Here is a 12996-nt window from a genome sequence, read left to right on the forward strand (position 1 = left end):
GTGACCCCCACCCCGTGTCGCGTCCTTATTTGATTCTCAACCTGTCATGCATTTCCTGCTGGATGCGGACGCTTCGAGCAAATGAATGAGGGGGGAGCGGAGGTCCTGCCAGCGCCACCCGCCCGGATTCGTCAGGTCGATGGTCACGGCCAGCGGAGCCCCGGTGACGAACAGGGCCGCCTCCAGGGGCCCCGGCGCGCCGGGCCGCGGTGCCGGCCAGCGCAAGACCTGCAGCGTCGGCACCCGCTGCCGCAACCGGTGCAGGATGGGAAGGGTTTCATCGGCGGACCCGCAATCCACCACGACGATGGGCGATCCCGGCGCCAGGGCGGCCAGGTCTTCCACGAACCCCTCGATGAAGGAGGCGGCATCCCGCACCAGCACCACCAGGGGCCACGGTCCCCAGGCCGGTGAGGGGGTGCGCCGCTGCCCCCGCCGCCGCAAGGCCTGCCACTCACCCACAAGGCCGGCCACCGCCACCGCCGCCGCCAGCACCGTCAGGGCCCACCACACGGCATCGTGCCCCATGGATTCGGACACCCCCGTGGGGCCGGGAGGTCAGGCCGCGCCCCCACCGCGGCCACCGCCACACCGGCGCCGGGCCGGAGGCCGGCCCATCCGGCGGCCCCCGTCTCGGGGAGCCCGGCGGGCGGGATGGCGCGACCGCCGGCGTGGCCAGGGGGCGCGTTACCATGTGTATGCTTGACGCCGGCGGCGGGTCCCGCCCCGGAGCCGGTTCTTCCCGACCGCGACACGCCTCGCCGCGACCCCGAAGACCACCGGCCCCCCACGGGGCGCCAAAAGGGTGAAACAAAGGCCGGGAAGGCGGATGAGGCGCATCGCCTTCCCGGCCGGTTCCACCGCAGCGGCTTCGAGGGTTACAGCGTCACGGCCACCTCGGCCAGCGGGTCGGCGGGCAGGTCGCCCAGCCCCGCCGCCTGGCGCAGTTCGGCCGCCCGGTCGATCCGCTCCCAGGGCAGGTCCAGATCCGGCCGTCCGAAGTGGCCGTAGGCGGCCACCTGCCGGTAGATGGGGCGGCGCAGGTTCAGGTGATGGATGATGGCCCCGGGCCGCAGGTCGAAGTGCTCCTTGACCAGCTCTTCGATGCGGTCGTCGGGGATGACGCCGGTGCCGAAGGTGTCCACCCGGATCGAAACCGGGCGAGCCACGCCGATGGCGTAGGCCACCTGGATCTCGCAGCGCTCGGCCAGCCCGGCGGCCACGATGTTCTTCGCCACCCAGCGGGCGGCATAGGCGCCGGAGCGGTCGACCTTGGTCGGATCCTTGCCCGAGAAGGCGCCGCCGCCGTGGCGGGCGTAGCCGCCGTAGGTGTCGACGATGATCTTCCGGCCCGTGAGGCCCGCGTCGCCCTGGGGGCCGCCGACGACGAACCGCCCCGTTGGATTGATGTAGATCCGCGTCTTCTCATCCAACATGGAGGGCGGCACGACGGCCTCGATGACGTGGCGCCGCAGGTCCGCCTCCAGCTGGGCGCGGCTCACGTCCTCCCGGTGCTGGGTCGACAGGACCAGCGCCTCCACGCGGACGGGCCGGCTCCCTTCGTACTCCACGGTCACCTGGGCCTTGCCGTCGGGGCGCAGGTACGGCAGCACCCCGGACTTGCGCACCTCCGCCAGCCGCCGGGTCAACCGGTGGGCCAGGGTGATGGGCAGGGGCATCAGCTCCCGCGTCTCCCGGCAGGCGAAGCCGAACATCATGCCCTGGTCGCCGGCCCCGATGCGGGCGAAGTCGTCGGGCGGCGCCTCGCCGTGCCGGACCTCCCAGGCGTCCAGGACGCCCTGGGCGATGTCGGGAGACTGCTCGTCGATGGCGGTGAGCACGGAGCAGGTGTCGGCGTCAAAGCCGTACTTGGCCCGGGTGTAGCCGATCTCCCGCAGCACGTCGCGGACCAGGGCGGGAATGTGGACGTAACAGGTGGTCGAGATCTCCCCCATGACCAGGACCATGCCGGTGGTCACGGCCGTCTCGCAGGCCACCCGCGCCTGGGGGTCTTGCTCCAGGATGGCGTCGAGCACCGCGTCGGAGATCTGGTCCGCGATCTTGTCGGGGTGGCCCTCCGTCACCGATTCCGAGGTGAACAGGTGGCGGCCCTTGGCACGCGTCACGCGGGGTTCCTCCCTTCCGCGAGATAGATAAAACGACCCCTTCTCCGGAGAGAAGGAGCCTCCATCCCTGCGGCCCGCGCGGTGCCCGTGGCCCGCCACGGTCCTGGCCCCCGGCCGGACGAACCGGCCGGTACGGTCCTCGGGCCGGCGCAACCCTGCACCGCACGGCATTCCGGGCAGGCGGGCCCGGCCGGCGGGCGGCCCGCGCGGTGCACGACCGGTGGGTGCCCCGCCGGAATCGGCGAACCAGCGCGAAGACCCGGGCCTGCGAAAACCCAGGTTAGTCTAGCAACCCCCGCGAGGCGGTGTCAATTGCCGTTGTCAAGGGGTGTCGACACCGGTCTGGGAAGCCCGGCCGCAGGCGCTCGCGACCCGCCGGCCCCACCGCCGGCCCCATCGCGGGTCCCCCCGCGGGCCCCAGCGCCGGTGCTGCCCTCACCCGGGGGAGGGGAGGAGGGGACCGGCCGCCGCGGGGTGTCCGGCTGCCCGTGCCGGGCGTAGGCCGCCACGGCCCGCCGCGCCTGCTCGAGGAATCGCGCCCGCTCGCCCAGGGCCTCGTGCCGGACGGCCAGGGCCAGCCGGAGCTGGCGGTCGGCCTCCAGGGCCCGGCGCAGGTGGTCTTCCAGTTGGGCCAGCCACTGGCGGGCGGCGGGCCCGCCGGGCAGGCCGTGCCCGCCCTCGCCGGCGCCCCGCTGGAGCCGTTGGAGCCGGGCGCTGACCTGTTCCTGGAGGAAGCGGCGGGCCTCCAGCTCGGCCCGGGCCGTCTCCCAGTCTCCCCGGCCCGCGGCGGCCTGGGCCCGCCGGCCCCGCTCGATCCAGCGATCCAAGTCCTTGCGGGTCTCGACGACCAGCTCCCAGAGGTCCGTCTCGCTCACGGCCGCACCTCCCCGCCCGCGGGACCGCCACGGCTGAACTGGCCACCGGGGCCTGCCCCCTCGCCCGTAACGGGTACCCCGGCAGGGCCGGTTCCTCCGCCCCCGCCGGCTCCTCCGCTGGTACCGGCGCCGCCGGCGCACAGGGCGGCCCAGGCCTCCCGGATGGGCGCCAGCACCCGGACCACGTCCCCGGCCAGCCGCGGGTTCGCCTTGACGTTGGCCTCCACCAGCCGCTCCTGACAGAACAGGTAAAGGGCGGCCAGGCGACCCGCCAGCTCGCCGCCCCGGGCGTGGTCCAGGGTCAGGATCAGCTCCCGCAGGAAGTCCTGGGCCCGGGTCAGGGCCCGGTGGAGGCGCTCCCGGCCGCCCGGCGCCTTGAGGTCGACCTGCAGCGCCCGGGCCACCTCCCGGAGCACCCCGTCCATCAGCATCAGGACCAGGATCTGGGGCGGCGCCGTCAGCACCCGGGTGGCCAGGTAGGACCGGGTCGGGTGGGCCACCGCCCGCCGGGGGGCCCCACCCCACGCTCCGCCACCGCCGTGACCGGCCGCCACCGGTCGAGCCGTCCCCTCCCGCGGCTCCATGGACTCTCCCCTCCCCGTCAACCCCGGCTCACCCGCCGTTGGGCCGCAAAGCGGCCAGCTGGTTGACCTGCTGGATCAGCCACTGCTCCTGGGATTGCAGGGTCGACAGCAGGGTCTCCAGCGCCTCGAACTGCCGGGTCAGGTTCTGCTCGCGCAACTTGAGGCGGTACTCCATCCGCTCCATCTGCTCGGCGTAGTCCCGGGCCCGGTCATCCAGGGAGTCGATGCGCCGGTCCAAAAGGCCCGTGTTGCTCTCCAGCCACCCGTCCACCGCCTCCTGGAGCCGCACGAAAACGCCGTCGTCGGCGGTCGACGCGGGGTCGGGGTCGCCGGCCAGCAGCCGCTGGACGCCCGCCCGGTCGCGGGCCAGGGCGTCCCGCAGGGCTTGTTCGTCCAGGACCAGGGTGCCGGATTTGTCCTGGGTGGTGATCCCCACGGCGGACAGCCGATCCAGGCCGGTGGAACCGGCCAGCGCCGCCACGGGGTCGGCCACCATCCGCCGCAACGCATCCCGCAAGGAAGCCAGCAGGACATCGCCGCCCAGCTTGCCGCCGGAGGGGTCCTGGTAGTCCTGCTGCTGGGCCATGAAGGACAGGGCACTGTTGTACTGGTCGATGAACTTCTTCACCGCGTCCACCACGGCGTCGTCGTCCCAGGTGACGGTGACCGTGACGGCCTGGCCGGGGGCGGCCTGGTGCAGCTCCAGGGTGACCCCCTGGATGACGTCGCTCACCGTGTTGGACGAGCGGGTGAAGGCGAGGCCGTTGACGGTGAACTGGGCATCCTGGCCGGTGGTCAGGACGTTTTGTTCGGCGCCCGCCGCATCGATCAGGGTCAGGAACTCGGCCACCGTCCCGCTGACGTCGCTGATGTCGATGGCACCCTGGCCGGTATGGGTCCGGGTGATCACCAGGTGGGTGCCGATCACCTCGGCCCGCACGGCATCGGCTTCCGCCGCCGGGTCCGCGGCCACCGCCGCCTGGACCGCGGCGTTGATCTTGTCCCGGATGGCGTTGAGGGAATCGCCGGCGTCCACCGTCACGTCGAAGCTGGTGGCGCCGACGGTGATGCGGAAGGTGCCGGTCTGGTTGAGGGGCGCCGCCGGGTCGGCGGTGATGCTGGGGTCGGCGGTGGCCACGGCGTGGGCGGTGGCCAGTTGCTGGACCTCGATCGTGTACTGACCGGGGGTCGCCGCGCTGCCGGCCTCGACGGTGACCCGGGCCTCGTCGCTGCTGGTGGCCCGGACCCGGTCGAACAGGTCGCTGGCCAGCACCCCGGCGATGCGGTCCTGCAGGTTGTCCAGGCGGGAGCGGATGTCGCTCCACGCGTTGCGCTCCGTCTCGATCTCCAACTTGCGCCGTTCGAGGAGCAGCAGGGGCCGTCGCTCGATCTGCATCAGCTGGTCGACCAGGCTCTCCCAGTCCAGGTTGCTGGCCAAACCGCTGATCCGCATGGGGTTCGCCTCCTTCGCTTCCGCCGGTCCCGCCCGTCCGGCCACCGCCCCTCAGCCGCGGTCGTCCAGCAGCCGGCCCGCCAGCGTCTCCAGGTACTGGGCGATCTGCAACACATGCTCCGGAGGAACCTGCCGCACGGTCTCCCCCGTGTCCCGGTCGATCACCTCGACCACCAGGCGGCCGCTGGCGTCGTCCACGTGGAACCGCAGCCGGTAGGGGAAGGGCTCCCGCGGCAGCTCCTGCAAGGGCGGCATCCACGGCTCCGGACGGGCCGGCCCGGCCGGTCCGGAGGAACCGGCTGCCGGCGATCCCGGCGCACCGGGGGAGCGGGCCGCGACCTCACCGCCGGCTCCCGGTGCACCAACCGCAGCCGGCCCGGCCGATCCCGGGGGCATTCTCCCAGGGGGCACCGGCGTGGCAGCTGGCGGAAGCAGGGGCGGCCCGCCGCCGGGCAAGACAGCATGGATGCGGGCGGCCGGCAAGGAGTCCGGTGCGATCATGGCCGATCGTTCATCTCCTGATCGGGGACCGGCACCCCGGCTGGAAGGGGGCCGGCCCCTGCACACTCGCCCGTCATATCGGTTGCAAGGCGGCGGTTGTTAACGGTACCCGGGTCCTAAAACGCGGTCCCGGGTTGCAGCACCGAAACCGCGGCGGTGGCACGCGGCCGGGCTTTTTGGCCCCAAACAAAGGGGCGGGCCGGCCGTCGCGACGACGGCCGGCCCAGGGTTCCGCGCTCCGCTCCGGTCCGGGGGAGGGGGATCCACCGCGGACCACGTTGGGGGGATGCAGGATACCCTTGGCGGTCGACTCGAGTCCCCGTGGGGGATCGGGGTGCCTGGGGGAAGGCCTCAAGCCGCCAAGGATGCGCCATCAGCCTCCCAGCAGCTGCAGCACCGCCTGCGGCATGGCGTTGGCCTGCGCCAGCATCGCCGTGCCGGACTGCAGCAGGATCTGGTTGCGGGTGAAGTTGGCCATCTCCAGGGCCATGTCGACGTCGCGGATGCGCGACTCGGCCGCCTGCAGGTTCTCCACCGCAACGCCCAGGTTGGCGATGGTGTGCTCGAGGCGGTTCTGGATCGCACCAAGGTCGGCACGTTGACCGGATACATTGGAAATCGCCGAGTCTAGGGCCGTGATGGCGGAGGCGGCGCCAGCCTGGGTGGAGACGTCGACCGTGTCAACGCCCAGCGCCGCAGCCCGCATGTCGCCGATGGTCACCTGAATGGTCTGGTTGTTATTTGCACCAATTTGGAACACCTTACTGGCAAAGCTACCATCCAATAGCTTCTGGGTATTGAATTCCGTTGTGTCGCCGATTCGTGTAATTTCGGCGATAAGCTGCGTAACTTCCTTCTGAATCAATTGCCGATCGGCGTCTGTATTCGTATCACTAGCCGCCTGCACCGCCAGCTCCCGCATCCGCTGCAGGATGCTGTGGGTCTCGTTCAGAGCACCCTCGGCCGTCTGGATCAGCGAGATGGCGTCCTGGGCGTTGCGCTGGGCCGTCTGCAGGCCGGCGATCTGGGAGCGCATCTTCTCCGAGATGGCCAGGCCCGCCGCGTCATCGGCCGCCCGGTTGATCCGCAGGCCCGACGACAGCCGCTCCAGGCTCTTGTTGAGCAGGCCGTTCGTCTGGCTGAGGTTCCGCCAGGCGTTGAGGGCGGCCACGTTGTGGTTGATCCGCATCGGCTACAGCCCTCCCTCGATCTTGGTCCAGCCCCTCGGGTGGCATCGCGCGCCTGCCGCCCGCGGGCGTTTGGCTAACCGGTATATCGAGGGGAGGGCAGGGTTCCGTTAGGGGAGGCCAGGTCCCAAATTGGCCGTCGAGATGGGAAGACTCCTCAGGACCCCACCCCGACGCCCTTGCCCAACAGCTCTTCAATCACTACCGCCACGCCGTCCTCGTCGTTGCTCACTGTGACCCGGCTGGCGGCGGCCAGGGCGGCCGGCGACCCGTTGGCCATGGCGACGCCGATGCCGGCGAACTGCAGCATCTCGATGTCGTTGTCCCAGTCCCCGATGGCGACGACCCGCTCCACGGGGATGTCCAGGTGGGCGGCCAGCCGCTGGACGGCCCAGCCCTTGCACACCGGCCCGTCCGACACCTCGACGGCGTAGATGTCCGGCTCCAGATCGGTGCCCGCCAGGACGCGGACGGCGTCGCCCCACGTATCGGTGACCCAGCGGCGGAAGGCTTCGGCCCCCTCCCGCCGGTCCCGTACCAGCACCCGGACGGCGCCGACCCCCAGCCACTCCATGAGGTCGGGCACCTCCTGGGTGAGCCGCCCCGCCTCGAAGAACCAGGACGCCCGGGGCAGGCGGGCGCCGGGTTCGTAGAGCATGCGGTCGCCATGGGGGTGGTCGAGGTCGTGGAAGAACAGGGAGACGCCCAGCTCCCGGGCCTTGAGGATGGCCTGCCGGGCGAAGCCCTCGGGCAGGGGCTGCTTCCAGACCGGCCGGTCCGTCACGGGGTCGACGGCCACCGCGCCGTTGTGGACGATGCAGGGGTCCTTCAGGCCCAGGACCTGGGCAAAGGGCCGGCTGGCCACCCAGCGGCGGCCGGTGGCCAGGACCACGTGGTGCCCGGCAGCGACGGCCGCCCGGACCGCGTCCCGCACCCGGTCGCGCAGCCGGCCTTGGCTATCCAACAGGGTTCCATCCACGTCGAGGGCGATGAGGTAAGGGAGCAACGGGCATCCTCCTTCGAAGTCAAACCGTTCCTATTATAGGCGGTTTGACCCGAAGGCGCCCGCCGGGGCTCGCCGCGAAGCCGCCAGTGGCCTCGGCCCGCGGCGGTCCCCCTCATCCGCCGGCCAGCTGCCGGCCCGCCGCCTCCACCACCTGCAGGGCGCGGTCCGTCTCCTCCAGGACCCGGGCCAGGGCGGTCGCCACCCGCTCGGTGCCGTAGGTCTCCACCAGCCGGTCCAGCTCCGAGCGGGCCGCCGGGGAGACCTGGCCCACGTGGTGGCGCAGGAGCTGCAGCAGCGCTTCCCGGGCCTCTCGCCCGCTGTGCAGCCCGCCCTCCACCACGCCGTAGGCGCTGTCCCGGAGATCGGGGTCGCCTTCCCGGACCACGGCGGGTCCCGTCAGGGGCTGGGCACCCGCCCGTCCGGCCGGCAGCCCAGTGTCCCCGGCGACCTCGCCCGCGGCCGGGTGGGGGGAGGTGCGCCCCAGGCCGGTCGACCCCATCCGGCCCGTGCCCGGACCGGTGAACCGGAAGGCAGGTCCTGCTCCCGGCCGGTGGAACCGGCTGCCCGGCAGGCCCGGCCGGGGATGGCCGCTTCCGGGCTCCCTGGCGCCCGCCAGGCCCCGGCCCGCCGCCGAAGCCTCGGCGGCCGGCCCCGACGGGGATGGCCCCACCGCGCCCGTTCCCGGATGACGCCCCGTGCCGCCGGCGCTGCGCCAAGTGCCCGCCGGACCCGTAGCCGGGCGGCCGGTTCGTCCGGGGCGGTAGCGCCGGTTCCAGCCCGACCCGGAGCCGGGGCGGGTCGAGCCGGCTCCGTAACGGTGCAGTTCCAGCAGCCGGTCGGCGTAGCGGTTGGCCAGGGGCTGCTTGCCGCCCAGGCGGCGGGTGGAGAAGGCGTACTTGCCGCTGTTGGGATCGAAGTGGACCACCTCGACCTGGACCCGCTCGCCCTTGTAGAAGTAATCCTCCGCCCGTTCCACGTACCAGTCGGCGATCTCGGAGATGTGGATGAGACCCCGGCGGCCGTCGTCGGTCACCAGGAAGGCGCCGTAGTCGACGATGCCGGTGATGGTGCCGTGGACCCGGGTCCCCGGCGTCAGGGGGACGAGCCCCGCCCGGTCACGGACGACGCCGGCGGGATCTGCCGTCCCGGTGCTGGGCGCCCCACTCGCAGCCGTGCCGGAGGCCACCCCGGCGGCGGGCGCCGCCGGGGCCGTGGCGCCGGCGGTGGAACCGGCCGGGGTCCGGGGCTGGGCGGCCGCAGAAAAGGGCAAGGCGGTGCCGCCGCCGGCCGGTTCGTCCGCCGGGGTCGACAGCGATTCCGCAGGCAGCGAATCCTCGTCAGGGAGCGGGGAATTCTTGAGTCCATCCGACATCCTGCATAGATGCCTCCTCGGCGCCGGGCGACCCTGTCGCGGGGTGCCCGGCTGCAACCCCGAATACGCCCTGGGTGCATCCGTCCCGCATGTAGGTTATGGAATATGCACCCGCCTTATCCAAAATGAGCAGCCCGACCAGGGATTTGACCATGTCCAACCAGGGCGGTTCAATCGACAGGCGCGGGGATGGATCCACACCGTTCCTGCATCGAGCGGGTTGGGTGGGGCACCTTCCCTGCATCCGCCCCGGCGGGCGGGCCGCGGTGGATGGAGCCAGGATATGCGGTCCGCCGGCCGGGAGACCCTCGCGGTTCCAAGGGCGGGAACCGGAAAGCTAGCGGAGGGCGAAGCTGAGCTCGGCCTCGGCGGCCAGCTCGCCGTCGACGGTGGCACGGGCGCGGCCCTTCCCCAGCGGCCCGCGCAGGGCGACGACCTCGACCTCAATCTCCAGGCAATCGCCGGGCACCACGGGGCGCCGCCAGCGGACGCGGTCGGCGCCGGCGAACAGGGCCAGCCGGCCCCGGTTCTCGGGCAGGGACAGCACGGCCGCCGCGCCCACCTGGGCCATCGCCTCCAGGATCAGCACCCCGGGCATGATGGGCCGGCCGGGGAAGTGTCCCTGGAAGAAGGGTTCGTTGGCGCTGACGCACTTCCGGCCCACCGCCCGGCGGCCCGGCTCCAGGGACAGGATCCGGTCGACCAGTAGAAAGGGGTAGCGGTGTGGCAACACGTCGAGGATGGCCTGGATGTCCATGCCCCCATGGGGCTGATCCTGGGCAGACATGCCGGGTGTCGATCCTCCGCGCTCCGTCGTGATGGGGATCCGGGTCGTGGTGCCCCGCGCCGGGGTCCCCGGATCCGCTCGTGCCCATAGGATTCGCCGGGCGGCGTCATCTTACCTTCTCGATGGAAAAGAATGGGGAGCCGGAAGCCCGGCTCCCCAAGATCCCACGATCTCCCCCGTATCCTACGGTCGGCGGAAGGCGGCAGAGGGGCCCGATCAGCCGCGGGCCTGCTGGTAGCGCCGCCCGACCTCGTCCCAGTTGACCACGTTCCACCAGGCGGCGACGTAGTCGGGCCGCTTGTTCTGGTACTTGAGGTAGTAGGCGTGCTCCCAGACGTCCAGGCCGAGGATCGGGGTGTGGCCCTTCATGTAGGGGCTGTCCTGGTTCGGCAGGCTGTAGACCTGCAGGTCGCCCTTCTCGTCCACCACCAGCCAGGCCCAGCCGCTGCCGAAGTGGGTCGTGGCGGCCTTGGTGAACTGCTCCTTGAAGGCGTCGAAGCTGCCGAAGGCCTTGTTGATGGCGTCCGCCAGGGCCCCCGTGGGCTGGCCGCCGCCATTGGGGCTCATGATCTCCCAGAAGAGGGAGTGGTTCGCGTGGCCGCCGCCGTTGTTCCGGACGGCCGTGCGGATGTCCTCGGGGACCTGGTCGATCTGCCGCAGGAGCTCCTCGACGGGCTTGTTCTGAAGCTCGGGGTACTTCTCCAGGGCGGCGTTGACGTTGTTGACGTAGGTGGCGTGGTGCCGGTCGTGGTGGATCCGCATGGTCTGCTCGTCGATGTGGGGCTCGAGGGCGTTGTAGTCGTACGGCAGGGGCGGCAACTGGTAGGCCACCAGCGATCCCTCCTTGAATCGGACGGTGCGCGGAGCCCGGTCCCGGGGACGAACCGGCCCCGGAAACCGGACTCCCGGTACCGCCGGCCCGGGCGCTCACCCGACCGGCGCCGGTTGCCTGCCCGTTCCCGCGACCCGGGCTGTCCCGCGCTCGATTACGAGTATATACCAAGCATCGGCAGCTTTCATGCGCCGGGGGCAGGGGGCCTAGGGAGGGGTCGCGGAGGCCGGGGACCTTGGGGGCTTTGGGGGCTTGGGGCGTTTCCGGGCCTCGGGGGGCTTGGGGGCTTGGGGGGATTTGGGGGGCCTTGGGGGGGCTTGGCGCGGCTTGGGGGCTTCGCAGGCTTGGGACGCCTGGGGGCTGTGACGGCGCGTGGGGGTGGTGGTGAAGAAAGCCCCCGGCCGGGCGGCGCAGGCCGCCCGGCCGGGGGCGCATCAGGGGGGAGGCCCATGCGGGCCATCGGAGCAAAGGGAAAGGGAATCAAGCCGTTTAGGAATCAAAGCCCTACGGCATAAAAACCCTACGGCCGCAGGCGGTTGATCAGCCCCATCATCTCGTCGCTGGTCCACACCGCCCGGGCGTTCAGCTGGTAGGCCCGCTGGGCTGCCAGGAGTCGGGTCATCTCCGTGGCCAGGTCCACGTTGGACTGTTCCAGCATGCCCTGGCGAATCCGCCCAGCGCCCCCTTGACCGGGCGGCACCGCGACCAGCGGCCCTCCGGCGGGGGCGAACAGGCCGTCACCCCGCCCTTCCAGCGCGTCGGGCGCGGCGGGAACAACCAGGGCCAGCCGGCCCGCCACCACCTCCCGGCCGTCCGCCAGGACCGCCCGCACCTCCCCGTCCGGCGTCACCACCCAGCTGCGGGAGCCGGGCGGGAGGGTGAGGGGCTGCCCATCGTCGGCCAGGAGCGGCCGCCCGGCGCCGTCGGTGACCCACAGCGCCTCGCCGGCGGGGGCCGGGCCGGTCTCGGGGCCCGGGCCGGGCGGGGGCACCGTTCCCGGGGGCTGGGCCGGCGGGAGGCCCGGCCCCGCCTGGCCGGCCGGCCACGGGCTCGCCGTGAAGTGGCCGCCCCGCGTCAGCAGGATCTCGCCGCTGGCCGGATCGACCACCTGGAAGAACCCGCCCCCTTCGATGGCGAGGTCCCAGGGGGAATCCGACGCCTGCAGCGGCCCCTGGCGCCAGAGCCGGGGCGTCGCCGCCAGGCGCACGCCGTGTCCGGCCTGCACGCCGCCGGCCGCGGCGGCGGCCGGTTCCACCGGCACCTGGACGGCCGCGTAGACCAGGTCGGCGAAATCCGCCCGGGCGGCCTTGAACCCGGGGGTGTTGACGTTGGCCAGGTTGTTGGCGGTGAGGTCGACCTGCCGGGCCGCCGCAGCCATGCCCGCCGCCGACGACCACAGGGCGCGCTGGATCATGTCACCCGCCCCACTTCCTGAATGGCGAGCCCCAGGGTCTGGTCCTGGGCCTGGACCGCCCGCTGGGCCGCTTCAAAGGCCCGGTAGTTGGCCAGCATCGTGACGACCACCTGGACGGGGTCCACGTTGGATTGTTCGAGGACCCCCTGCCGCACGGGGGTGGCGGCAGGCACCGGCGGGCCGGAGGCCGCCGTCGCCTCCCAACGGTTGTCGCCGGCCCGGCGGAGGCCTGCGGGGTTGGCGAAGGTGACCCGGGCGATGGTCCCGACCACCACGTCGCCCACCCGCACCTGCCCGCCGGGGTCGACGGTGAAGTCGCTGGTTCCCACCAGCAGCGGCAGGCCGTTGGTGTCGAGGACGGGCGAGCCGTCGGGCGCCTGGAGATAGCCTTCCGGGCCCACGGTGAAGTTGCCGGCCCGGGTGAAGGCCGGGCCTGTAGGCCCCTGGACCACGAAGAACCCGTCGCCCTCCAGCGCCAGGTCCTGGGGCCGCCCGGTCTCCAGCCAGGGCCCGGCCCCCATGTCGGCACCGGGTTCGGCCACCACGACGCCGGTCCCCAGCGGCCCCACGGGTGCCGCCCCGGTGCCGTCAAGGCGCGACAGCAGCAGGTCGGGGAAGGCCTCGGTGACGTTGCGGCTGGCCTTGTAACCCGGCGTGTTCACGTTGGCCAGGTCGCCGGCCAGGCGCTCCTGCTGCAGAACCCGGGCCAGCATCCCGCTGGCGGCGGTGTACAACCCGCGCAGCACCCCGCCATCCCTCCCCTCTCAACCGGGGACGACCTGGTGAGCCACGGCCCCAGGCGCCCCGGCCGCCGACGGTCCGTCGGCGCTCCCCCGGCTTTCACGGCCCCCCTAAGCAA

Annotated in this window: 13 protein-coding genes; all 13 read right to left on the reverse strand. The window is 72.5% G+C overall.

Annotated features, from left to right (window positions below; all coding sequences use genetic code 11):
* Positions 1-36 precede the first annotated feature (36 nt).
* Positions 37-528: a glycosyltransferase family protein gene (locus tag ACYQ02_RS11630; protein ID WP_460040579.1), complete on the reverse strand. Its 492-nt coding sequence runs from the start codon at positions 526-528 to the stop codon at positions 37-39.
* A gap of 350 nt (positions 529-878) precedes the next feature.
* Positions 879-2126 (reverse strand): methionine adenosyltransferase, encoded by a 1248-nt coding sequence (metK, locus tag ACYQ02_RS11635; protein WP_460040580.1) that lies wholly within the window; start codon positions 2124-2126, stop codon positions 879-881.
* A 308-nt stretch (positions 2127-2434) separates the two neighbouring features.
* A complete protein-coding gene (locus ACYQ02_RS11640; RefSeq protein WP_460040581.1) occupies positions 2435-3001 on the reverse strand; it encodes a hypothetical protein in 567 nt (188 codons plus the stop codon).
* A complete protein-coding gene (fliS, locus tag ACYQ02_RS11645) occupies positions 2998-3585 on the reverse strand; it encodes a flagellar export chaperone FliS (RefSeq protein WP_460040582.1) in 588 nt (195 codons plus the stop codon). Before fliS ends, ACYQ02_RS11640 begins: the two co-directional genes overlap by 4 nt.
* A gap of 28 nt (positions 3586-3613) precedes the next feature.
* A complete protein-coding gene (gene fliD / locus ACYQ02_RS11650) occupies positions 3614-5038 on the reverse strand; it encodes a flagellar filament capping protein FliD (protein ID WP_460040583.1) in 1425 nt (474 codons plus the stop codon).
* A 51-nt stretch (positions 5039-5089) separates the two neighbouring features.
* On the reverse strand, positions 5090-5284 hold the full coding sequence (locus tag ACYQ02_RS11655) for a flagellar protein FlaG (RefSeq protein WP_460040584.1): 195 nt from the start codon (positions 5282-5284) through the stop codon (positions 5090-5092).
* Between the two features lie 628 nt (positions 5285-5912).
* Positions 5913-6728 (reverse strand): flagellin N-terminal helical domain-containing protein, encoded by an 816-nt coding sequence (locus tag ACYQ02_RS11660; protein ID WP_460040585.1) that lies wholly within the window; start codon positions 6726-6728, stop codon positions 5913-5915.
* 155 nt (positions 6729-6883) lie between these two features.
* Positions 6884-7732 carry an HAD family hydrolase gene (locus ACYQ02_RS11665; protein WP_460040586.1) on the reverse strand — a complete coding sequence of 283 codons (849 nt, stop codon included), beginning with the start codon at positions 7730-7732 and terminating at the stop codon, positions 6884-6886.
* Between the two features lie 112 nt (positions 7733-7844).
* On the reverse strand, positions 7845-9104 hold the full coding sequence (locus ACYQ02_RS11670) for a S1 RNA-binding domain-containing protein (RefSeq protein WP_460040587.1): 1260 nt from the start codon (positions 9102-9104) through the stop codon (positions 7845-7847).
* 337 nt (positions 9105-9441) lie between these two features.
* Positions 9442-9891, reverse strand: coding sequence for a 3-hydroxyacyl-ACP dehydratase FabZ (fabZ, locus tag ACYQ02_RS11675; protein WP_460040588.1), 450 nt, complete (start codon positions 9889-9891; stop codon positions 9442-9444).
* 216 nt (positions 9892-10107) lie between these two features.
* The gene (locus ACYQ02_RS11680) at positions 10108-10722 is read right to left on the reverse strand and encodes a superoxide dismutase (protein ID WP_460040589.1); all 615 of its coding nucleotides are present in this window, start codon (positions 10720-10722) and stop codon (positions 10108-10110) included.
* A gap of 521 nt (positions 10723-11243) precedes the next feature.
* Entirely contained in the window at positions 11244-12137 is an 894-nt protein-coding gene (locus tag ACYQ02_RS11685) for a flagellar hook-basal body protein (protein WP_460040590.1), read from the reverse strand.
* On the reverse strand, positions 12134-12883 hold the full coding sequence (locus ACYQ02_RS11690) for a flagellar hook-basal body protein (RefSeq protein ID WP_460040591.1): 750 nt from the start codon (positions 12881-12883) through the stop codon (positions 12134-12136). Before ACYQ02_RS11690 ends, ACYQ02_RS11685 begins: the two co-directional genes overlap by 4 nt.
* Positions 12884-12996 lie beyond the last annotated feature (113 nt).

It is taken from the genome of Thermaerobacter litoralis (assembly GCF_054654595.1).

Excerpts from the sequence above, each read along its gene's own strand:
- ACYQ02_RS11630 (WP_460040579.1), bottom strand. The coding sequence starts at position 528 with ATGGGGCACGATGCCGTGTGGTGGGCCCTGACGGTGCTGGCGGCGGCG.
- fliS (WP_460040582.1), bottom strand. The coding sequence starts at position 3,585 with ATGGAGCCGCGGGAGGGGACGGCTCGACCGGTGGCGGCCGGTCACGGC.
- fliD (WP_460040583.1), bottom strand. The coding sequence starts at position 5,038 with ATGCGGATCAGCGGTTTGGCCAGCAACCTGGACTGGGAGAGCCTGGTC.
- ACYQ02_RS11660 (WP_460040585.1), bottom strand. The coding sequence starts at position 6,728 with ATGCGGATCAACCACAACGTGGCCGCCCTCAACGCCTGGCGGAACCTC.
- ACYQ02_RS11670 (WP_460040587.1), bottom strand. The coding sequence starts at position 9,104 with ATGTCGGATGGACTCAAGAATTCCCCGCTCCCTGACGAGGATTCGCTG.
- fabZ (WP_460040588.1), bottom strand. The coding sequence starts at position 9,891 with ATGTCTGCCCAGGATCAGCCCCATGGGGGCATGGACATCCAGGCCATC.
- ACYQ02_RS11685 (WP_460040590.1), bottom strand. The coding sequence starts at position 12,137 with ATGATCCAGCGCGCCCTGTGGTCGTCGGCGGCGGGCATGGCTGCGGCG.